Consider the following 20,959-nt stretch of genomic DNA (forward strand, 5'->3'; position numbering starts at 1 on the left):
AATTACAAGAAACTAACATAGAGAAAAAGGAATAAGCTGTATCTTTGCATTTCAATAAATAGCGATGAGTAAAAGAGGAAGAGTTTTAGTTGCAATGAGTGGAGGGGTCGATAGCTCCGTTGCTTCTGTCATGCTCCACGAACAAGGATATGAGGTCATAGGTATCACGATGAAGACTTGGGATTATGCATCCGCAGGTGGTTCGTCTAAAGAGACTGGATGTTGTAGCCTCGACAGTATCAATGACGCTCGTACATTAGCCGTAAACTATGGTTTCCCTCATTATATATTAGATATACGCGATGAGTTTGGAGACTTTGTAATTGACAATTTTGTAGAGGAATACATTGCTGGGCGTACACCCAATCCATGTGTTCTTTGTAATACCCACATCAAATGGGAGGCTTTGATGAAGCGTGCTGATAAATTGGATTGTGAATTTATCGCTACGGGACATTACGCCAATATTCGTATGCACGACAATGGCCGTTATGTCATATCAAAGGGTAAAGATGAAAATAAGGATCAATCCTATGTCCTATGGGGGGTATCGCAGGAAAATCTAGCTCGTACACAGTTTCCATTGGGATCGTTCACGAAAAAGGAAATCCGTCAAATGGCGCTTGACATGGGACAGAAAGAGCTTGCCAATAAATCGGAAAGCTACGAAATCTGTTTTGTGCCAGACAATGACTACCGTGCATTTCTGAGACATAAAGTACCTACATTAGATCAGCAAATCGGTCCGGGTAACTTTATCCTTTCAGACGGAACAGTGGTCGGTAAACATATTGGTTACCCGTATTTTACCATCGGCCAACGTAAAGGTTTGGGCATTGCTTTGGGTAAACCCATGTTTGTGATCGAAATTCTTCCTGAAAGCAACACGGTGGTATTGGGTGAGGAGCATGAGCTTGAAAAATCACATGCTTATGTACGCAATGTAAACTTCGTCAAATATGCAGGACTCGACCAACCGATGGAGGCTATCTCAAAGGTACGTTATAAAGACTCGGGTGCCTTGTCGACAATCTCACAAGAGGGCGATAAAGTACGTATAGATTTTGTGCATAATGTAAAAGGTATCGCACCCGGACAGTCGGCTGTATTCTACGAAGGAAATGATCTCTTAGGAGGTGGTTTCTTAATGAAATAGTAAAAACTGAACCAAAATTCAGCATAAGAATTTTAATCCCTATACTGTAGCTACAGTGTAGGGATTTTTTTGTCATTAATAATTTCTGAGATTGTGGGCGGCTATTATTCCGGCGGGATTTAAGTCAACCGAATTAAGAAGTAGAGCATAACTACTTCTTTTTTCAAGATAGAGGGCAAAAGCGATACCAAGATGGTATCGTAATCTTTATCAGGTGGATCAAAGGTGAGTATCTGTTTTATATTTCTTTCTATTTGTATAGAAAATATTTACAATTTATTTTTATATAATAATTTTATTGGTACATTTGTATAGATAATATATAATAATACTCGACAAAGATTTACTAATCGAGAGTGATTGTCCTCAAAATTGGACTTACTGGGCGTGCTATTATACGATTATGGTAACGAGGATGATGCCAAAGTGCATTTGAAGGTTTTGATGAAACCAACAACCAATTAAAGACTAAACAAACAACCATATAAAAAAGACTTTAGAAACGGATACTGTAGTAGTATCTGCAGCCACCGCTTTGTCTAAACGTAAGGTTTTAGTATTGTAATTATCTTAAGATTTTGATTATAAATTTAATATGAATTATTATGAATACAGATTTTAACTTTTTTCCTGATTCTTAGAAAAGCACTTCGTAATTTCTACAAAGCTAACAGTTGGTTTCATTATCAAAGAATGACATTGGAAGATGCTCTGTTTCATGCGCTTCAAACTAAAAATCAATATTACAATATTAAGTGTTTTGAGGATCTTGAATCTAGGATAAACAAACTTATGGAGATTCTATATGCATTGAATAGAGAGTTTGTGAATAGTAGTTTAGTGGAGAAAAAAATAATTGTTTAGCTATGCCATTTGCAAACCCTACACCCTATGATTATTTTCCGCGGAGATTGCATCCGCAGGAGATCGGTAATCCATTTAATGTAATTAATCTTTTCTTTGGTTGGGAGAATTTCCCAGCTTGGAGAGAGCATCTCGATGAGTGGCAAGAGGCTGCGATCAGACCATCTTATAGAATGAATAATGAGCAGACATTAAGAACATTTATTCGCTACGAATTTATAGAGATTTTGATTGAAGGTATCTTTATGATTTGTCGATTGGATAAAAGTTACTGGATGCCAGATTCCGAACTTCGACATTGCTATGAGACGCATGGTAAAACCTTTATGCCTGATAAAGATGAGATAAACAGTGCGATAGGGTATTTTAATAATTCTCATAACCCAGAACAGTTTCAGTGGGAATCTTATAATCTAATCTACCTTGATAAAGAAGGGCATTATAATCCACTAAAGGTGTTTTATCAGTTATGGGAAACATATAATCTGCCACATGTACGGGATGCACTTTATTGGTGGTTGGTGGTGAGTATGGACTATACCTGTGCAGATGATAGTAGGGGTGATGATTATCTGAATGACTTCCATCGGCATTTACAACGAGTAATTGAAGCAGCTCATCTTATCTATATCTGGAACATGGATAAGTGGCCGAGATTGTATCCATAACCGTTTTTTAGCTTGTTGAGTTCTGGTAAGATGTTGATAGCGGTAGTTTTTTTGTTAGATTGCTCAAATAAAAAGCAATAATCGACTGAAATTGCTTTTTATTTGAGCAATTTATGGTTATATTTGCTTTTATTTTGAGCAATTATGGAAGAGCTGTTGTTAGAGTTTCAAGCTAAGATGCTTGGGGTTCCCTTGAAAATACAACGTTATCTACTACAAGAAATTGATTTAAAAAATCGATTGGTGGCTATTAAGGGGGCAAGAGGTTCGGGAAAAACTACTTTACTGTTGCAGTTAGCTAGGCTATATATGCCTTTGCAATCTACACTGTATATTAGTCTGGATCATATTTATTTTTTTGACAACAAACTTTATTCGTTAGCCAAAGAATTTGTTCAATTTGGTGGTACTCATTTATTGCTGGATGAGGTGCATAAATATCCCAATTGGTCTAGGGAGATCAAGTTGATCTATGATAACTTTCCAGATCTGAATGTTATTTTTACTTCATCATCCATGCTCGAGATATATAAGTCAGAATCAGATTTGAGCAGGAGAGCAATAACATATTATTTGAAAGAGCTTTCTTTTCGAGAATTTCTGATGTTTGAAACGGGTAAAATGTTCTCAGCCTATTCGTTGATAGATATTATCGAAAATCATGATAAACTAGCTGCAGATATCTTAAAAGAGATAAAGCCATTACCGCATTTCGAAAATTACCTTAAGTATGGAGCTTATCCATATTATAAAGAAAATGAAAAAGCTTACTATCAGAAACTGCAAAATACCATCAACCTGATCATAGAGATAGATATCAATGCGGTAGAAGATTTAAACTATGAGACGCTTATTAAATTAAAAAAACTCCTTATTAGTATAGCAACTAGCGCCCCGTTTACTCCAAATATTACGAAGCTGAGCGAAATTGTGGGAGTTTCTCGTAATATTTTAGTGCATGGTATCAAAATATTGGGGCGTGCTGGACTTGTTAATGAGCTGTATAAAGATAATTCAAGAATAGGGGTATTAACTAAACCCGAAAAACTATATCTTAATAATAGTAATCTTATGTATGCGCTAGCTAAAGAAAATACGAATGTGGGCAATGTGCGGGAAACATTTTTCTTAAATCAGTTTATGGGGCTCCATGAGATCAATCTGTCCCCTGTAGCTGATTTTTTAGTTGATAAACGTTATACTTTCGAAGTCGGAGGGAAAAACAAAACGAAAAAGCAGATCACAGGTATTTCTGATGCCTATCTTGCCAAAGATGGAATAGAAATTGGTTTTAGTAATGTGATACCTGTTTGGCTTTTTGGTTTTATGTACTGATTCTTCTAACGCATTTACCATTTTATGAACTTCTTTCAAATGGGAAAATAAGATGACATATTTTTGTTAAAATTACTAATAATTTTAGTAATTTTAACTTATGAATCCGTCAGAATATTTTAAGGGCAGGGGGGCACAGATCAATCCCAATAACAAATTTTTTTCCAATCAATATGTTCAGGAACATATTGAAGGTTTGGACGAAGAATTTCTTGGAGCCGAAAAAACACAGTTTATTCCGACGCATCCGAAGTCCATTATCTCCAAATCCAATAGTCCGGACCTGCGCTTTGAAAGGTCTATAAATCCCTATCAGGGCTGCGAGCATGGTTGTATTTACTGCTATGCCCGCAATTCGCATGAATACTGGGGCTTTAGTGCAGGACTGGATTTTGAGCGCAAAATTCTAGTCAAGCATAATGCGGCGCAGCTACTGGAGCATGAATTCCGCAAGTCTAGTTATCAGCCTGATTTGATTATGTTATCCGGCAATACCGATTGCTACCAACCTATCGAACGAAAATTGGGGATCACACGCTCGCTTTTAGAATTGATGCTTAAATACAGGAATCCCGTTTCCATTATCAGCAAGAATGTATTGATGCGAAGGGATTTTGACATCTTGCGTGAGCTTGCAGCGCTAAATCTGGTATCGGTTGCCGTGACCATTAATTCCCTGCGGGAGGAGGTACGTCAAAAGATGGAGCCCAGGACCGCTACAGCTTCGGCCCGTTTAAAACTCATTGAGGGATTGACGGGGATAGGTGTGCCTGTGATGCTGATGATAGCGCCTATTGTTCCTGGAATCAATAGCGACGAGATTTCAGATTTGATTCGTTCGGGAGCAGACGCGGGAGCAATGACGGCCTCTTATACGATTGTTAGACTCAATGGACAGATCGGTGGCATCTTTAAAGATTGGTTGTATCAGAATTATCCCGATCGTGCTGAAAAGGTATTGCATTGGATCGAAGCTTGTCATGGCGGAAAGATTAATGACACTGATTTTGGACGACGCATAAAAGGGGATGGTAATATGGCCGAGAGCCTGCAGCATTTATTTAAGCTTTCTGTGAGGAAATATATGAATAACGGGGTGCTTCCGCCCCTAAGAAGGGATCTTTTCCGCTTGCCCGATGCGGGAATGCAGCTGGGCCTGTTTTAGATATTATTGTCAAATGAGCACTGAAAATTACGCTATTTGTGTAATTTTAAAAAATGGAAATTATATCAGAACGACTCCGGTTAAGAACAGTGAAAAATGAAGATTTGGAAAATATTCATTATTTATTAATGTGCCCCGAAACGGCCTTATTTAATCCGAGCGGGCATCCTAATGGGATCGTAGATACCGCCGAAATGGTAAAAACCTGGTCGGAACAGGAAAAAGAATCTGCGGATAGAAAGAACTATACTTTTTATATAGAAACTATTGCTGGGGCGGAATTTGTCGGTCTGATTGATATCAGTATTGTCAAGGTAAAATATAGAAATTCGGAAGTATGGTTTAAGTTAGTTCCGGAAATGTGGAATAAGGGATATGCGACAGAGGCCTTAAAACGAATAATTGAATTTGGATTCAGACAACTTAATCTCCATCGGATAGAAGCTGGCTGTGCGGTAGAAAATATCGCGTCTTATAAGATAATGGAAAAGGCAGGTATGATTAGGGAGGCCCATCGGAGAAAGATTTTGCCTTTAAAAGATGGTTGGTGTGATAATTATGAATATGCAATTTTAGATCAGGACTACTTGGATCGAGGCATATTAAAGAACGATAATGATTGATTATTTAACTCATTCTTTGCAAACGCGCCTGATTCGTTTAAGAATCAGGCGCTTTATTTTGTACGGAGATCGTTGGCGCCAGAATTATGAGTTTGATAAAATTGATTTACAATTCCTATTTTTTTCTTTTTATCAGTACGTAACTGATGTATAACAATAATAACCAGACCGGGATCAGTTCAACCGGCAGTTTCATGCCTGTTACCCACATGATACCCAACACAGCGATCAGAAAGATCAGACAGATATAATTACTCAATGGATAGAGAAACGAAGGGAATTTCGTTTTTACATGGGCATCGAGCTTGTTTTTCCTAAAATACAAATGTGTGATAGAGATCATCAACCAGTTGATGATCAAGGAAGATACAACCAGTGACATCAGGATCTCCAAAGCATTCTTTGGCGCGACATAATTAATGAAAACACAGATTGCGGCAAACACAGCCGAAACTAGAATCGCATTGATAGGCGCATGGTTTTTGTTGAGTTTGGATAAAAACTTAGGTGCATTACCCTGCTCAGCGAGGCCAAAGAGCATTCTACTATTACTGTAAACGCTGCTATTGTATACGGATAAAGCCGCAGTGAGTACAATTAGGTTGAGTGCATTTGCTATAATTTTTGTGAAATAGAATGTTTTTCCGAATAAGGTGAACTCAAAACCATTGAGTTTGTCAAAGACCAGAACAAATGGACTGGTATCGGCTGTGATATTTGTCCAGGGTGTAAGTGAAAATAAGATAATCAAAGCCCCGACGTAAAAGATCAGGATCCGATAGATGACCTGATTGGTCGCTTTGGGAATGTTTTTTTCGGGATGTTCGGCTTCGGCAGCGGTAATACCTACTAATTCAAGTCCGCCAAAAGAAAACATGATCAATGCCATGGCGGATAGCAATCCTTCATAACTTCCATCTCCGACCTGGTTAAACCAGCCTTTCGGAAAGAAGCCGCCGTGGGAGGTCAGGTTGCTCAGGCTTGCCTGCTCGCCGCCGGTACCGCTGACAAGGAGATAGACACCGAAGACAATCATGGCTATAATAGCCACAACCTTGATAATTGAAAACCAAAATTCGGTCTCGCCATAAATTTTTACGGAAGCAAGATTCAATGCGTTAATAGCAAAAAAGAAAAATAAGCTCGATCCCCATAGTGGGATTTCTGGCCACCAGAACTGGACATATACACCGATTGCCGTCAATTCGGCCATGCTCACCAAAATGTAAAGTACCCAGTAATTCCAGCCCGATGCATAACCGGCGAAAGGTCCCCAATATTTATTGGCGAAGTAACTAAAGCTTCCGGAAACTGGTTCTTCGACCACCATTTCTCCCAACTGGCGCATAATGAAAAACGCAATTATTCCGGCAAAGGCATAACCAAGGATTACTGCTGGCCCCGCTAATGTAGCGGCTTTTCCGATTCCCAGAAACAATCCTGTTCCAATGGCGCCGCCGAGGGCGATCAGCTGAATATGTCTATTTTGTAGCCCCCTTTTTAATTGTTTCGAATCCTTATTATCCTGTTTCTCCATCTGTATGGTTAATACGGTTACTTATTTAGTGTTGGCCGGTCTGGTCTTCAACGGTTACATCGCTGCTGTCCAACGCGGAATCATGATGCAAAGCAACTTAGCTGCAAAGTACCACAAATTATTCATGTTGTTGCCATGGTATTTTGACCTAAGCGCATAAAGTTAATAAAACCCTTAGGTATTTTATGCACCTTAGGCATCCCTTTTTGTTAAACCGGTAAGTAATCTTGATTTATGTTGTTGAAGGACATTACTTTAATGCAAAACGCTACCATAAGAATGGTAGCGTTTCTTTTATTCGTAGCTAGTGTGATTTTTGGCCACTCTACCTTAGAACGAAATTTTGTTTGCAAATGATACAGTAAAAGATAAATTAATTTGCTTTTTGAGGTTTTTCCACTGTTCCGCAGCTGCATCCGCAACCTTTGGAGCAACTTGATTTACCTTTCAGTGATTTGCGGACATTTCTAACGACATACCATACAGCCGTTAATACTAAAATTCCAACGATGAGATACTGTACTGTTAAATTATCCATGATCTTTAATTTTTAAGGTTGTGAATGTCCAGGTGACGGGACTCACACAACACGTTAATTTATTTTAAGAGCTGGTAAGCAATCAGGGCACTGAAATAAGCCAGACCTGTCATAAAACCAACTTGAATTAATGTCCATTTCCAAGATCCGGTTTCCCGTTTCACGGCTGCTATTGTACTCATACATTGCATGGCAAAAGCATAGAATAAAAGCAGCGATATTCCGGAAGCAAAATTATAGGCCGGTAAGCCCGTATTACGGTTAATTTCGTTCCGCATTTTGCTTAATACTGTTGTCTTCGTAGCTTCATCTTCAATATCCACTTCATCGCCAAGGCTATATACGGTTGCCATTGTTCCCACAAAAACTTCCCTCGCTGCAAATGAGGAGATCAAACCGATTCCCATTTTCCAGTCATAGCCCAAGGGCTCCACAACAGGTTCAATTGCCATGCCAAGATAGCCAAGGAAGGAGTGTTCCAGACGATAGGAAGAGATCTCATGGTCGAGGTCTTCCCCTGAAAGATTGGGGTTATTTTGCTTTACATATTCTTCGGCTTTTGCGAATTTGTCGTTTGGACCAAAGCTGCCCAGAGCCCAAAGGATAACAGAGATCGCCAAGATAATCTTACCGGCGCCAAAGACAAAACTTGCCGTTTTCTCCCAAACGTTAAGGACGACATTTTTCCAGTCTGGAGATTTATAAGTCGGAAGCTCAAATATTAAAAAAGACTTGTGTTTGGACTTAATGACTTTCGTCAAGAGTATCGCTGAAAACAATGCGGCAAATATTCCCAGGAGATACATGACAAATAAAACCATACCCTGCAATTGGAATCCGGCATATTTAGTGTCCGGGATTACCAATCCGATCAATACGATGTAGATGGGGAGACGGGCGGAACAAGTCATAAACGGCGTGACCAGTATCGTGACCAGCCGTTCCTTGGCATTTTCGATATTACGCGCCGACATGACTGCCGGTACCGCACAGGCAACGCCTGAAATCAACGGGATGACGGATTTTCCATTTAGCCCGAAAGGCCTGAGCCAACGGTCCATCAGGAAAACCACACGGCTCATATAGCCCGTTTCTTCCATAATGGAAATGAAAATATACAGAATAACAATCTGTGGAATAAAGATGACGATACCACCAATGCCCTTGATAATACCATTGCTTAACAGATCCGTGAGTGGACCCGCGGGAAGTGCGGTCTGCGTATAAGCCGCAAGATCACCAAAAAGTCCATCAATAAAGTCCATGGCTGGCCCTGACCAGGTGTAGATCGCCTGAAAAATCAGGAAAAGGATGCCAAAGAAAATCAGATAACCGAAGATCGGATGAAGTAATATTCTATCGATGGCATTTGTCTTATTTTTGTTGGACGCATCGTCCTTGGTATAAATTTCGGATAAGCTATCATCTAGGGATTTGCTCCGTAGGATGGCTTCTTCTTTTTGTAGTTTCTCGGCTTTTAACTGATGTCTATCGCGAATTTGCTGAATAGCCTGATTTTTTTCTTTGGAGAGAAACGAAACTTCACCTTTAGCCAAATATTGCCAGGTATGGTATTCCGTATCCAACGGAAACAGCCTTTTGGTTTCTTCCAATGCTTCATTTGCTATTGTCGGCAACTGGAATTTGCTGATATACATCGGTGGTACCACATCAAAGTTTTTGATCAGCTGATCTATGCCCTGTCCGGTGCGTGCATTCGTTTCGTATACTTTTGTATTGAGTAGCTGTTCAAGTTTTGCGATATCTATGCTTATTCCTTTTTCTTTGGCCTCATCGATCATATTGATCACAAAGATGGCCGGCAGCCCGAGTTCGCGCGCTTGCTGATAAAGGATGATGGATCTTTTCAGGTTTGTCGGTTCGGCAACGACGACGACAAGATTTGGTCTAAAGCTACTTTCTTTATTGACCAGGGTGTTGAAGACGACTTCTTCATCCATTGAACTTGGGAACAAGGTATAAGTTCCCGGAAGGTCAATGATACGATAGATCTTGTTGTTGGCTTTCACCTGGCCCTCACGTTTTTCTACGGTGATACCGGGATAGTTTCCTACTTTCTGATTTAATTTTGTAATCCGGTTAAAAAGGGAAGTTTTACCCACGTTTGGATTACCCAAAAGTGCAATAATCGGGTTATTCATTATTTCTGATCAATAAGGATGACTTTAGCTTCTGATTTGCGAATGGCAATCAAAGCGTTGTTCGCAATAATATTTAAACATATAGGACCATCGAGCGGTGCGATATGTTTCACTTCTACTTCAGTACCGGGCACAAAGCCTAATTCGAAAAATTTAGCTGGAATATCGTGCGAATCAAAATCAATAATCACCGCTTTTTCCCCTTTTTTTAGCTGATCTAAGCTATTTTTATGACGCATCTACCTGTTTTTTTGTATCCTCCAAATATACAGATTTTCTACCATTTAGAATGATTCTAATGTCATAGTTATGTATTTAGCGTAAAAAACAGCTATCTTTACGATTAAAAAGGGATTAATTATCAACCAAAATGAAAATCGAGGAGGAAATCAAAGTAAGCAAATTCAGCAATGAATGGCATCGTTGTACCGTAAACATCCTTTACACGTACAATTGGCTCAATAATGAACTTGAACAAAGGGCAGCCAAAGAGGGGATCACTTTGAAACAATTTAATGTCTTACGTATCCTACGAGGTCAATACCCAAAACCGGCCACCAACAACCTGATCAAATCAAGGATGCTGAGCACCACGCCGGATATTTCCCGGATGATAGATCGCATGGTCACCAAAGGACTCGTCTCTCGCTGTCAATCCGGCGGAGATAAACGTGCTGTTGATCTGTTCATCACCGATAAGGGCCTGAAGATTCTTGAAAATCTCGAGGAGCCTATGCTGATGACGGATATTTTACCCAATAGGATCACTGAAAAAGAAGCCATCCAGCTCAGTGCTTTATTAGATAAATTAAGGGGCTAATTAATGTGCATGCTCATGATGATCATGGTCATGGTCATGCATTTCTTCTTGGTGGCTTTCTCCAGGGCCATGTGCATGATCGTGTTCGCCAACGAAAGCAAAGCTTGCCAGGGCAATGGCCACGCCGGCAATCACCGCAATCATCTTCTTCTTGTTGAATTTGTGATGGTCTATAGATCCGGATTCAAACAATATGGTCGTGGATATATGTAGAAATATACCGATTACAACGGCCATAATCTTATCAAAATACTGCTGGATATTACCGACTTCGCCAGCACTGATCGCCTTGCTCAACAGAAATCCAAAAGGCGTCATCGCTGCAAATAGGGCAAGCGTAATGATAATGGTATTTTTTTTCAGGTGCGTACTGATGAGAATACTGCCTAAGGCAAACGCTGCGGGAATGTGATGGATCGAAATCCCTAACGCGAGTTCGGTCTGATGTGTGGCAGCCAGAGGCATCCCCTCCAAGAAAGCATGAAGGCATAAGCTAAACATAATACCGATCGGAAAACGATGGCTATGATGTCCATGCTCCGTATGGATATGTCCGTGTTCAATCCCCTGAGAAAATTGCTCAAGGAATAACTGGAACAAAAAGCCACCGAGTACATAGATGCCCAATACCTCGGGTGAAGTATTCGTTGACTGATAAACATGCGGAATTAAATGCAGTACCGTAATGGAAAATAGGTAAGCCCCACTAAAAGAAAGGATCAATTTTAGAAAATTTGTTCCTTTTTTCTGGACGAAAAAAACAGCGATTCCACTTGCAAATGCAGGTATGAATAAAATTAAAATCAATAAAATTGAATTCATTATACTTGTTCAGTTTTAAAAAAGCTAGGTACGAACCGCTTAAACAGGTAACCCGTAGCCAATCCAACAAGGATTCCCAGCGCGGAGCCACAGAGTATGTCAAAGGGGTAATGGACGCCAACATAGATTTGCGAGACCGAAATCAGAAATGCCCATGCAACACACAGCCATAGCACATATTTCCATCTTCTACGAAATAGCACGATCCAGAAGAAAGCCAAAGAAAAGTGATTGGCCGCATGAGAGGAAGTAAAGCTAAACCCGGAGCCACAGCGTACCCGGATATTGATATTCTCTTTAAACTCCACATCGTTGCAAGGCCTGATTCTCTTAACATTCTTTTTGATCAAGTGAGATGAGATACCGTCGGATATACCAAAGGTAACCAAGGTCATCGCTACAATCAGTATACCCGTTTTTCCATACGTTTTGATGAAAAAAATGATCAGAAAAAGATATAAAGGAGCCCAAGTGTATGGATTACGCAATATAGGCAACAGCCAATCGAACACGGGGTTACTCAAGCCCTGGTTGATGGCAAGAAAAATCTCTTGATCGATGTGTACTAATTGTTGAATCATAAATGTTGTTGATTACAATGAAATTCCCAAACTTTTAAAAACTCGCTTTTCAAAAGTAAAAATAATTTCATTGCAAACGATTGTTTCTTTTAAAAACAACTTTGTTGCAACAAAGATACGCTAAATATTCAATAATTATAATTTTAATTCGAGATTTTATTGGCATAATGCTAAATTTACACGTTAATCAATTCAAAGGAAATGACTTTAATTAAATCAATCTCAGGAATACGTGGTACGATAGGCGGTCGTGCGGGAGAAGGACTTACGCCAATAGATATTGTTAAATTTACAGCTGCATACGGAACGATCATTGTAAAGCAAAGTGGCATAAAGAAAATTGTAGTCGGAAGAGATGCCCGTGTTTCAGGCGAAATGGTCAGTAATCTGGTTATCGGTACCCTGCAGAGTATCGGTGTCGATGTGATTGATTTGGGATTATCGACGACTCCTACGGTCGAGATTGCAGTTCCTATGGAAAACGCAGCTGGTGGGATTATTCTGACAGCCTCGCATAATCCGGGACAATGGAATGCGCTTAAACTGTTAAATGCAAAAGGCGAATTTATATCTGATGCTGAGGGGCAGGAAGTATTGGCACTTGGAGAATCCCTGGATTTTGATTTTTCTGCCGTCGAGGAACTCGGATCGGTACACAAAGACTATTCATACTTACAAAAACATGTTGACGCTGTATTGGCATTGGAATATGTTGATAAAGAGGCCATCAAAGCAGCCAACTTTAAAGTTGCTCTGGATGCGGTGAACAGCACGGGTGGAACATTTATTCCGGCCTTGTTGGATGCGTTGGGGGTACAGACAATTTATAAAATTCACTGTGAGCCCAATGGTAATTTCCCGCATAATCCGGAGCCCTTAAAAGAACATTTGACAGATTTATCTGTTGCTGTCATCGAAAATAAAGCTGATCTGGGCATTGCTGTAGATCCGGATGTGGATCGTTTGGTATTTATGATGGAAGATGGCGAACTATTCGGTGAAGAATATACACTTGTTGCCGTGGCGGATTACCTTCTGCAGCATAAAAAAGGAAACACGGTATCCAATCTATCTTCTACACGTGCTTTGCGTGATGTGACTAAGGCTCATGGCGGTGAATATTACGCTGCCGCTGTCGGTGAAGTCAATGTGGTCACCAAGATGAAAGAGGTGGATGCCGTAATCGGTGGTGAAGGTAATGGTGGCGTAATTTACCCAGCTTCACATTATGGTCGTGATGCCTTAGTGGGGGTGGCTATTTTCTTGACACATTTGGCTAAATTGGGTAAGAAAGCCTCCGAGTACCGTGCATCATTGCCACAATATTTTATGTCCAAAAATAAGATTACGTTAACACCGGAACTGGATATTGACAATCTATTGGCGAAAATGGAAGAAAAGTATAAAAATGAAGAGCACAGCACTATTGATGGTCTGAAAATAGATTTTGAAAATGAATGGGTGCATTTACGTAAATCCAATACCGAGCCAATCATTCGGATCTACTCTGAAGGTCCGAGCCCGGAAGCTGCCGAGCAGATTGCTCAAAAGATCATTCGTGAGATCGAAGAAATAATTAAATAAAAACAAAAAGCTGCATCCGCAGCTTTTTGTTTTATGACCTAAATGGAAATATCTTTCCACAAACTAAAAACATGTTATCATAGTTTATGATTAAAAAGACCTTTATTACTATTTATTGTTTTTTAAGCCTGTTTTTACTTGCCGTTTCCTCAAAGGCTCAGGATCCTGTAAATGCGATCAATGCTATCCTGGATACCTGGCATAAATCTTCGGGCGAAGCGAAGTTTGGCCCTTTTATCAATTCACTTGCGGAAGATGCGGTAATATTGGGTGCCGACAGGGAGGAACGTTGGGATAAAAACCATAGCGATAGATTCTCTGAACAGTATTTTAACCCCAAATATGCCTGGAATTATACCTACCAAAACCGATCTGTCCATTTTAATACCGATAGTACGACAGCATGGTTTGACGAAACCTTTAAGATAAATACAAAATACTTTCGTGGTACCGGTGTCGTGAGCAAAATAGACAACGATTGGAAGATCAGGCAGTATAATATCGCGATGCTGGCGCCCTATGAAGATGTCAAATCTGCCGTAGGAGGGAAGCAGGGACATACTATACACAACAATCTGCTGCTGGTGATGGTGTTATTTTTCTTTATGGCGATGCTGTTTGTCCTCAGTCAGCGCCTAAAGATATCCTATCCCATCCTGTTGGTTATTGGCGGCTTAGGTATTTCCCTTATTCCCGGAGCTCCGGTCATTAGTATAGATCCGGATATTGTCTTTTTGGTATTTTTGCCGCCCTTGCTATTTGAGGCTGCCTGGTATACGAATTGGGGAAACTTTTTGAAATGGCGCCGATCTATTTTTATCATGGGCTTTGGCCTTGTCTTTTTTACATCCTTGGCAATCGCTTATTTTTCGGTCAGCATTATCCCGGGCTTCACCTTAGCCTTGGGTTTTCTGTTGGGTGGAATTATATCACCACCAGATGCCGTTGCTGCGAGTTCGGTGTTAAAGGGTATCAGTATACCCAAACGGGGGATTGCCATTCTGGAAGGGGAGAGCCTGGTCAACGACGCTGCCTCTCTGACGGTGTTTCGGTTTGCGTCCATCGCTATTCTAACAGGTCAATTTGCCATGGGTACGGCAACAACACAATTTCTTGTTCTGTCGGTTATGGGGGTTGTCGTCGGTTTGGTGATCGGCCATATCTTGTATTTCTTTTTGCGTTACGTGGCCAAATCCTCGAGCATATCAACCCCGATCACCTTGATTGCTCCATACCTGATGTATATCGTTGCGGAGCATTTTGAATGGTCGGGCGTCTTGGCAGTGGTCAGTGGCGGATTATTCCTTTCCTTCCGTGCAGGTGATTATCTGAACTATCATACCCGTATCCAGACCAAGGAGGTTTGGGCGACAATAGGTTTTCTATTGAATGGCTTTGTTTTTATCCTGATCGGACTTGAACTTCCCGTGATCATCAACGGATTGGGTGAGTACTCGATGGAAGAGGCCATAGATTATGCCTTGGCGATCTGTGTTATTGTCATCGTCCTGCGTCTGGTAGCGGTTTATCTCTCTGCCTATGTGCCGCGTCTATTGTTCAAGCGGGTGCGCGTCAGAGAAAAAGGTCCGGGGTGGAAACTGCCTTTGGTAGTCGGTTGGGCCGGTATGAGGGGTGTTGTTTCACTTGCCTCGGCCTTGGCCATTCCCATGACATTATATGACGGAACAGCTTTTCCGCACCGCAATCTAATTTTGTTTATCACTTTTGTCGTTATTCTGGTGACCTTGGTGTTTCAGGGCCTTACACTGCCCCTGTTGATTAAGTTAATAAAAATTGATGAGGTCGACGAACAGGTATCCGTGGAAGAACAGATTGATGAGATCCGCGTTAAGCTCGGTAAGGACTCGATTGCTTATCTGGATAAGCATTATGCCAAAGAGATGATGGAATACGAAACAATCGCAAGGGTAAAAGAACAGCTTATCAGAAGCATAAATGCATCTGAACGTGCCAAAGAAGAAGATACCCGTGCGCAGCTCTCAGCTGTCCGGGGATTATATAACAAAATTATGCTGGAAATTCTGGCTTTGCGTCGCGATGGATTAGCGAAGATGAAAGAGAGCAAAGAATACGACAGCGATGTGATTAAAGAACTGGAGTATTCGCTGGATCTGGAAGAGTCGCGGCTGTCACGCCGATAAGACGATTACCCGGAAAAAAGACTCCAATTCTTTTTGTGGCATCCGGCACCAAAAGCTGGAAGCCCAGAAAATAGCAAGGTTGGCCTATTGGACCAGCCTTGCTATTTTTCCTTTATCCCCGGTCAAAAAAACAGCTTTTCCTTTTTTTGCTTTTTGTACCGCATTGTAGCTTTCCCGGGAGATGGTATGCCATGTCTTTCCCTGATCATCCGATAGGTCTGTACCTGATGTTCCGGTGCAAATAAGCCGTTTTTTTGAAAGATAAATCACCGCTGACTTAAAGCCTGATATGGGCTGACTGGACGGATGCCAGGTTTTTCCACCATCATGGCTTAGAAAACAGGCCTTTTCCGTATGCTTGTCATTCCGGTAATCTCCACCGACAACGATGCCTTTTTTTTGCGAACGAAATGCGATGGAAAATGGGCCACTGCTATTTTGTCCCTGAGCAATCGGACAGCTGTAGCGTTGCCAGGTTTCTCCCCGGTCGCTACTGCTGTAAATATTTGAAACAGTACCACCGGTTGCGATCCAAAAATCCCCCGTTGGAAGACTAAAGATAGCCGTACCACTGGCGGCAAAGCCTGCTTCACCTGCTGTGATGGTATACCTTAAGTTGCTGGATATATCCTGCCATGTCTGTCCGAAATCTGTTGTTTTCAATAAGGGCATCTTCCCGTTGATGGCGTCACCAAATGCAATGCCGACACCCTTGGGGGTAAAAGCAAATCCGTCGTAGAATATTTCAGGACGAGTATCTTTCAAAACCTCTTTCCAGCTTCTGCCGGCATCAGTGGTGCGAAGGATCAAGGCTGGAGAACCGGCGGAGATAATCAGTGCCTCATTTTCATCAAAAGCCTCAATATCCCTAAAGTCGATTTTTTCGTAGCCAATGGGGTTAATCCATTGCCAGTTTTTTCCTGCATCCGTACTTAACCCGACTGTTCCATTGTTTCCGCTGACCCAGAGCGTCTGATCGTCAACTACGCTTAGTCCACGGTAGCTACTGTTGCGTTCTTGGTTCAACAACTGAATCGTGTTTTTTTGTGCGGATAGCGTTTCGGTCAGAAAGACCTGAATGAGGAAGAAATAGAAGAATGGTTTCATGTGGTTATACTAGTTGTTGCGGTAAATTCAGCGCTATAATTACATTAAATTCAGTTATCTAATTGCATGCGGTTTATTTGCGTTAAATTCGATGGTATTATTGCATAATTCCGCTCGCGTTGTTACCGTAAATCTACCTATATTATTTCGATAAATCTGTACCTCTTCTTTTTCTCCTACGCCCTTTTTTTAGGATTGTTTTGCGCAACTGTAGAAAACCGACCGTCATTTTTCTAGGTGATTTAAAATAAGGGATACTCAATACCACGAGCAGCGATATACAGGCCGATGTCCCCAATGCGCCGCCATATCCATTAAAAAACTTGCTGGTATTGAGCAGGATGGTGGTGAAGATTATGCCTGCCAAAGAGAGACCGAAATAGGTGGACAACTGCGTTTTGGACACCATTCCGATAAAAGATGCACCGATAAATACGGCTGGAATATACTGTGTAAGATAGCTGGACAATAGCTGTGGAAAAAAATAGAGAAAACCGGACACGATCAAAGTCAATAAGGCAGAGGAACGGACAGCCCCCTGTTTGTATCGGGTATTGACAAAATATGTTGCTGTGCTTCCGATAATTCCGACAAGATAGAGGATGAATGTTTCCATGTTATTTGAAAAGATAAAGCAGTAAATAGGTCATCGAAACACCAAGAAAAGCCAACGTCCCCAATTTGCCACCGATCCCATTCAGCAGGCTTTTTGAAATGATCAGAAAGATGGCGGTAAAAACGCTCGCGGTCAGGATAAAAGAAAAACCGTGGGCAACCTGCGCGCTGGACATGCCGACGAAGGCACCACAATAGACGGCGGCAGGGAGGTGGGGAAGATAACCGGACTCTTTATTGATATTGGGGATAAATGATGCCAATGTTCCTGTCAGTGCAGCACCCATCACTGGGCCAAGACCAAAAATCTGATTAAAATAATAGGAGACAATAGCGCCTACGGGCACCCATGCCGCTATTTTGATCGACTCATATTCATGTATATGATGATGTATAGGCGACTTAAAGTAGCTATATAACATGAATAAAGAGAGTAATCCGATGAAAGACAGTACAATATATGAACTGGTGTTTTCAACAAAGATGGCCACTAGAAAGAGTGCCTGGATAACAAATAATAAGCAAATACTTAGAATTCTAAACTTCTGCCGGGCTTGCATTTATTTCAAATTTCGGCAAAGTTATTAATTATTTGTCTATTCTGCAGGTAGATTTTCTTTTTATCAGGATCGGATCAAGGACAACCTGCTGGATGTCTTCATAAGGATCCTTTTGTTTGACCATTTGTAAAAAGAGTTTGGCACATTCTTCCCCCATTTTGTTGGCCTGTTGATCGATACTGGACAGGGTCGGTGTGATAAACGAAGAGAAGGTCTGATTTGCGAAACCGATCACACCCGTTTCGGGGATATCTATATGTGCAGTTTTAAGCGCCTGAATAATCCCGACAGCAGTAAAGTCATCCCCGCCAATGATGGCATCCGGTTTAATGGAAGATTTCAAAATCTGCTCTGTGCCTTTTATCCCGGCTTCGATAGATAGTTCGCCATGCACAATAAGTTCATCGAGTTGGGGAAGATCCGCTTCCTTCAAAGCTGCTTCAAAACCGTTGAAACGATCCTTGAAAATAGCGATTTCTTTGTTTGTGGTGATAAAACCGATTTTTTTATAGCCCTGTTCGATCAGATGTTTAGTCGCAAGATAACCCGCCTCAAAGTCGTTTAGCTTGACGACAGGTGCGGCAATGTCCTGATGTGTACGGTCAAAGATGATCAGGCATTTGCCTTGTTTGATGACTTCCTGAAAATGTGCAATATCCTGTGTCTCCAGGGAGAGGGAAGCAATGATTCCGTCTACCTGTGCTTCCAGCAAGGTTTTTACACCGTTTACTTCATCCGTATAGGATTCGTTTGACTGATAGAGCAATAGGCTATAGTTGTGTTTCTTTAATTCTTTTTCGATACTGTGAACAGCCTCTGCAAAAAAGTGGATTTGCATCGTCGGCACGATAACACCAATGGTATTGGACTTGCCCGAAGAGAGCGAAGACGCAATTTTATTGACACTGTAATTCAGCTCTTTGGCCTTTGCCAAGACCAGCTGCCGTGTAGCCTCACTGATGGTGGGTACGTTATTCAAGGCACGGGAAACCGTTGAAACTGTGATTCCAAGCGCCCGGGCAATATCATAAATCGTTGTTTTTTTATTCACGCCCCAAAGTAAATAATTTTATTGAATATTTTGGAAAATTCAGAAACATATCCTACTTTTATGCAACCGGTTGCAATGTTGTTTCCGCTTATTGTTTTAAATAACCAGTTTTAAAAAAATCAGATGTATTTTTTAGGTATAGATATCGGTACATCTTCGGTCAAGGTTTCCATTGTCGAAGCGTCCACACAACAAAAGATCTGTTCAGCGCAGTATCCCGCTGTTGAAGCACCCATTTATTCACCGCAGCCCAATTGGGCAGAGCAGGATCCGCTCGATTGGTGGAGCTATTTTAAGCAGGCCTTATCCAAGGCGAATGCCACGGGCTTATACGATCCGAAGCAAATCACGGCCGTCGGCATCGCCTATCAGATGCATGGACTTGTTATTGTCGATAAAGACCAACAGGTATTGCGCAATGCGATTATCTGGTGTGACAGCCGGGCTGTTGCCTTGGGAAATGAAGCTTTTGAGGAGATCGGAAAGGAATTCAATTTAAAACACCATCTCAACTCTCCCGGTAATTTCACGGCTTCCAAGCTTGCTTGGGTTAAGGCAAACGAGCCCGAAATCTATCAGCGAATTGACAAGATCATGCTTCCCGGTGATTTTATTGCCATGAAACTTTCAGGGACTGTCAGTACTTCCATTTCTGCTTTATCGGAAGGGGTATTCTGGGATTTTCAACAGAATGAACTGTCCGCTACCTTGATGGATTATTATGGTTTTGATTCCGGTCTGATTCCGGCGATACGCCCTGTTTTTGCTGAACACGGTCAGATTAAACGCACTGTGGCCGAAGAACTGGGACTGTCACCCGAAGTAACGATTAACTACAAGGCTGGAGATCAGCCAAATAATGCATTGTCATTGAATGTATTACAGCCGGGGGAAGTGGCAGCCACGGCGGGAACTTCCGGCGTGATCTATGGGGTGAGTGATCAGCTGATCGCTGACCGCGAGTCCCGTGTCAATACCTTTGCCCATGTCAACTATCGGAAAGATGCGATCCGGACAGGCATATTGCTCTGTATCAATGGTACGGGGATTATGAACAGCTGGGGCAGGAAACTTTTGGGAAGAGATTTATCCTACGATCGGATCAATGCCATGGCTGCGAGCTCGCCGATCGGAAGTAAGGGCTTGCAGGTTATTCCCTTTGGCAATGGTGCCGAGCGTATGTTAAATAATCAGCTGGTAGGTGCCTCGATCTCATCCATTGACCTGAATAGACATGAAACATCTGATATCCTACGGGCTATCCAGGAAGGAATTGCCTTTGCTTTTCGCTATGGCTTGGATATTATGCGTGAAAATGGCCTTTATCCACAGATGATCCGTGCGGGACACGCTAATTTATTTATGAGCCCGGTATTCCGCGACTCATTCGTGGGGGCGACCAATGTTCCCGTGGAAGTTTATGATCATGACGGTAGTGTTGGCGCGGCCTTGGGGGCAGGAATCGGCAGCGGCTATTACAGCGATCTCACCGAAGCTTTCAGAAGTTTAAAACCTGTTTATACGGTGGAGCCCAAGGTTGTTGATCAGTATGAAGAAAATTATCAACAATGGAAGAAAATTTTAGAAACAAAAATCAATATTAAATAAG

The 20,959-nt window shown here is 41.5% G+C and carries 19 protein-coding genes; 9 read left to right on the forward strand and 10 right to left on the reverse strand.

The genetic code is table 11. The features are described 5' to 3' along the window. Nucleotides 1-64 precede the first annotated feature (64 nt). The 5 genes from mnmA to D7322_RS14230 all read left to right on the forward strand — a co-directional run bounded on the left by mnmA (nucleotide 65) and on the right by D7322_RS14230 (nucleotide 5,811). Nucleotides 65-1,156 carry a tRNA 2-thiouridine(34) synthase MnmA gene (mnmA, locus tag D7322_RS14210; protein WP_046672147.1) on the forward strand — a complete coding sequence of 364 codons (1,092 nt, stop codon included), beginning with the start codon at nucleotides 65-67 and terminating at the stop codon, nucleotides 1,154-1,156. Between the two features lie 866 nt (nucleotides 1,157-2,022). Then, nucleotides 2,023-2,688, forward strand: coding sequence for a hypothetical protein (locus D7322_RS14215; protein WP_121124952.1), 666 nt, complete (start codon nucleotides 2,023-2,025; stop codon nucleotides 2,686-2,688). Between the two features lie 144 nt (nucleotides 2,689-2,832). Then, nucleotides 2,833-4,023, forward strand: coding sequence for an ATP-binding protein (locus D7322_RS14220; RefSeq protein ID WP_121124953.1), 1,191 nt, complete (start codon nucleotides 2,833-2,835; stop codon nucleotides 4,021-4,023). 100 nt (nucleotides 4,024-4,123) lie between these two features. After that, nucleotides 4,124-5,188, forward strand: a complete 1,065-nt coding sequence (locus D7322_RS14225) for a PA0069 family radical SAM protein (protein WP_121124954.1) — start codon at nucleotides 4,124-4,126, stop codon at nucleotides 5,186-5,188. 53 nt (nucleotides 5,189-5,241) lie between these two features. Beyond that, entirely contained in the window at nucleotides 5,242-5,811 is a 570-nt protein-coding gene (locus D7322_RS14230; protein ID WP_121124955.1) for a GNAT family N-acetyltransferase, read from the forward strand. A gap of 115 nt (nucleotides 5,812-5,926) precedes the next feature. On the opposite strand, the gene D7322_RS14235 is transcribed toward D7322_RS14230, so the two are convergent. The 4 genes from D7322_RS14235 to D7322_RS14250 form a co-directional block, all read right to left on the reverse strand. After that, nucleotides 5,927-7,348: an amino acid permease gene (locus tag D7322_RS14235; RefSeq protein ID WP_121124956.1), complete on the reverse strand. Its 1,422-nt coding sequence runs from the start codon at nucleotides 7,346-7,348 to the stop codon at nucleotides 5,927-5,929. Nucleotides 7,349-7,721: 373 nt separating this feature from the next. Continuing rightward, nucleotides 7,722-7,886, reverse strand: coding sequence for a FeoB-associated Cys-rich membrane protein (locus D7322_RS29265; RefSeq protein WP_121124957.1), 165 nt, complete (start codon nucleotides 7,884-7,886; stop codon nucleotides 7,722-7,724). Between the two features lie 59 nt (nucleotides 7,887-7,945). Beyond that, nucleotides 7,946-10,048, reverse strand: coding sequence for a ferrous iron transport protein B (feoB, locus tag D7322_RS14245; protein WP_121124958.1), 2,103 nt, complete (start codon nucleotides 10,046-10,048; stop codon nucleotides 7,946-7,948). Further along, nucleotides 10,048-10,287 (reverse strand): FeoA family protein, encoded by a 240-nt coding sequence (locus tag D7322_RS14250; RefSeq protein WP_121124959.1) that lies wholly within the window; start codon nucleotides 10,285-10,287, stop codon nucleotides 10,048-10,050. Before D7322_RS14250 ends, feoB begins: the two co-directional genes overlap by 1 nt. 131 nt (nucleotides 10,288-10,418) lie before the next feature. On the opposite strand from D7322_RS14250, the gene D7322_RS14255 reads away from it, so the two are divergent. Further along, on the forward strand, nucleotides 10,419-10,868 hold the full coding sequence (locus D7322_RS14255) for a MarR family winged helix-turn-helix transcriptional regulator (RefSeq protein WP_121124960.1): 450 nt from the start codon (nucleotides 10,419-10,421) through the stop codon (nucleotides 10,866-10,868). Here the strand turns inward: D7322_RS14255 and D7322_RS14260 are convergent, their stop codons facing one another. Then, on the reverse strand, nucleotides 10,869-11,690 hold the full coding sequence (locus D7322_RS14260; RefSeq protein ID WP_121124961.1) for a ZIP family metal transporter: 822 nt from the start codon (nucleotides 11,688-11,690) through the stop codon (nucleotides 10,869-10,871). It abuts the gene before it with no gap. Beyond that, on the reverse strand, nucleotides 11,690-12,271 hold the full coding sequence (locus tag D7322_RS14265) for a phosphatase PAP2 family protein (RefSeq protein ID WP_121124962.1): 582 nt from the start codon (nucleotides 12,269-12,271) through the stop codon (nucleotides 11,690-11,692). The genes D7322_RS14260 and D7322_RS14265 overlap by 1 nt, the downstream gene beginning before the upstream one ends. Nucleotides 12,272-12,472: 201 nt before the next feature. Between D7322_RS14265 and glmM the strand changes: the two genes are divergently transcribed. Then, nucleotides 12,473-13,855 (forward strand): phosphoglucosamine mutase, encoded by a 1,383-nt coding sequence (gene glmM / locus D7322_RS14270; protein WP_121124963.1) that lies wholly within the window; start codon nucleotides 12,473-12,475, stop codon nucleotides 13,853-13,855. A gap of 86 nt (nucleotides 13,856-13,941) precedes the next feature. Next, on the forward strand, nucleotides 13,942-16,017 hold the full coding sequence (locus tag D7322_RS14275) for a Na+/H+ antiporter (protein WP_121124964.1): 2,076 nt from the start codon (nucleotides 13,942-13,944) through the stop codon (nucleotides 16,015-16,017). An 84-nt stretch (nucleotides 16,018-16,101) separates the two neighbouring features. Here D7322_RS14275 and D7322_RS14280 read toward each other — a convergent pair whose 3' ends face one another. The 4 genes from D7322_RS14280 to D7322_RS14295 form a co-directional block, all read right to left on the reverse strand. Beyond that, the gene (locus D7322_RS14280) at nucleotides 16,102-17,124 is read right to left on the reverse strand and encodes a WD40/YVTN/BNR-like repeat-containing protein (protein WP_121124965.1); all 1,023 of its coding nucleotides are present in this window, start codon (nucleotides 17,122-17,124) and stop codon (nucleotides 16,102-16,104) included. Between the two features lie 142 nt (nucleotides 17,125-17,266). Next, the gene (locus tag D7322_RS14285; protein ID WP_121124966.1) at nucleotides 17,267-17,740 is read right to left on the reverse strand and encodes a hypothetical protein; all 474 of its coding nucleotides are present in this window, start codon (nucleotides 17,738-17,740) and stop codon (nucleotides 17,267-17,269) included. A 1-nt stretch (nucleotide 17,741) separates the two neighbouring features. After that, nucleotides 17,742-18,299 (reverse strand): hypothetical protein, encoded by a 558-nt coding sequence (locus D7322_RS14290; RefSeq protein WP_121124967.1) that lies wholly within the window; start codon nucleotides 18,297-18,299, stop codon nucleotides 17,742-17,744. Between the two features lie 28 nt (nucleotides 18,300-18,327). Beyond that, nucleotides 18,328-19,350, reverse strand: a complete 1,023-nt coding sequence (locus tag D7322_RS14295) for a LacI family DNA-binding transcriptional regulator (RefSeq protein ID WP_121124968.1) — start codon at nucleotides 19,348-19,350, stop codon at nucleotides 18,328-18,330. A gap of 123 nt (nucleotides 19,351-19,473) precedes the next feature. Between D7322_RS14295 and D7322_RS14300 the strand changes: the two genes are divergently transcribed. Continuing rightward, entirely contained in the window at nucleotides 19,474-20,958 is a 1,485-nt protein-coding gene (locus D7322_RS14300) for a xylulokinase (protein WP_121124969.1), read from the forward strand. Nucleotide 20,959: the final 1 nt, after the last annotated feature.

The sequence above is a fragment of the Sphingobacterium puteale genome, from assembly GCF_003627955.1.
GTDB lineage: Bacteria > Bacteroidota > Bacteroidia > Sphingobacteriales > Sphingobacteriaceae > Sphingobacterium > Sphingobacterium puteale.

Bases quoted from the DNA above. Each gene is read 5' to 3' on its own strand.
- mnmA (WP_046672147.1), top strand. From the start codon at position 65: ATGAGTAAAAGAGGAAGAGTTTTAGTTGCAATGAGTGGAGGGGTCGAT.
- D7322_RS14215 (WP_121124952.1), top strand. From the start codon at position 2,023: ATGCCATTTGCAAACCCTACACCCTATGATTATTTTCCGCGGAGATTG.
- D7322_RS14220 (WP_121124953.1), top strand. From the start codon at position 2,833: ATGGAAGAGCTGTTGTTAGAGTTTCAAGCTAAGATGCTTGGGGTTCCC.
- D7322_RS14225 (WP_121124954.1), top strand. From the start codon at position 4,124: ATGAATCCGTCAGAATATTTTAAGGGCAGGGGGGCACAGATCAATCCC.
- D7322_RS14230 (WP_121124955.1), top strand. From the start codon at position 5,242: ATGGAAATTATATCAGAACGACTCCGGTTAAGAACAGTGAAAAATGAA.
- D7322_RS14235 (WP_121124956.1), bottom strand. From the start codon at position 7,348: ATGGAGAAACAGGATAATAAGGATTCGAAACAATTAAAAAGGGGGCTA.
- D7322_RS29265 (WP_121124957.1), bottom strand. From the start codon at position 7,886: ATGGATAATTTAACAGTACAGTATCTCATCGTTGGAATTTTAGTATTA.
- feoB (WP_121124958.1), bottom strand. From the start codon at position 10,048: ATGAATAACCCGATTATTGCACTTTTGGGTAATCCAAACGTGGGTAAA.
- D7322_RS14250 (WP_121124959.1), bottom strand. From the start codon at position 10,287: ATGCGTCATAAAAATAGCTTAGATCAGCTAAAAAAAGGGGAAAAAGCG.
- D7322_RS14255 (WP_121124960.1), top strand. From the start codon at position 10,419: ATGAAAATCGAGGAGGAAATCAAAGTAAGCAAATTCAGCAATGAATGG.
- D7322_RS14260 (WP_121124961.1), bottom strand. From the start codon at position 11,690: ATGAATTCAATTTTATTGATTTTAATTTTATTCATACCTGCATTTGCA.
- D7322_RS14265 (WP_121124962.1), bottom strand. From the start codon at position 12,271: ATGATTCAACAATTAGTACACATCGATCAAGAGATTTTTCTTGCCATC.
- glmM (WP_121124963.1), top strand. From the start codon at position 12,473: ATGACTTTAATTAAATCAATCTCAGGAATACGTGGTACGATAGGCGGT.
- D7322_RS14275 (WP_121124964.1), top strand. From the start codon at position 13,942: ATGATTAAAAAGACCTTTATTACTATTTATTGTTTTTTAAGCCTGTTT.
- D7322_RS14280 (WP_121124965.1), bottom strand. From the start codon at position 17,124: ATGAAACCATTCTTCTATTTCTTCCTCATTCAGGTCTTTCTGACCGAA.
- D7322_RS14285 (WP_121124966.1), bottom strand. From the start codon at position 17,740: ATGGAAACATTCATCCTCTATCTTGTCGGAATTATCGGAAGCACAGCA.
- D7322_RS14290 (WP_121124967.1), bottom strand. From the start codon at position 18,299: ATGCAAGCCCGGCAGAAGTTTAGAATTCTAAGTATTTGCTTATTATTT.
- D7322_RS14300 (WP_121124969.1), top strand. From the start codon at position 19,474: ATGTATTTTTTAGGTATAGATATCGGTACATCTTCGGTCAAGGTTTCC.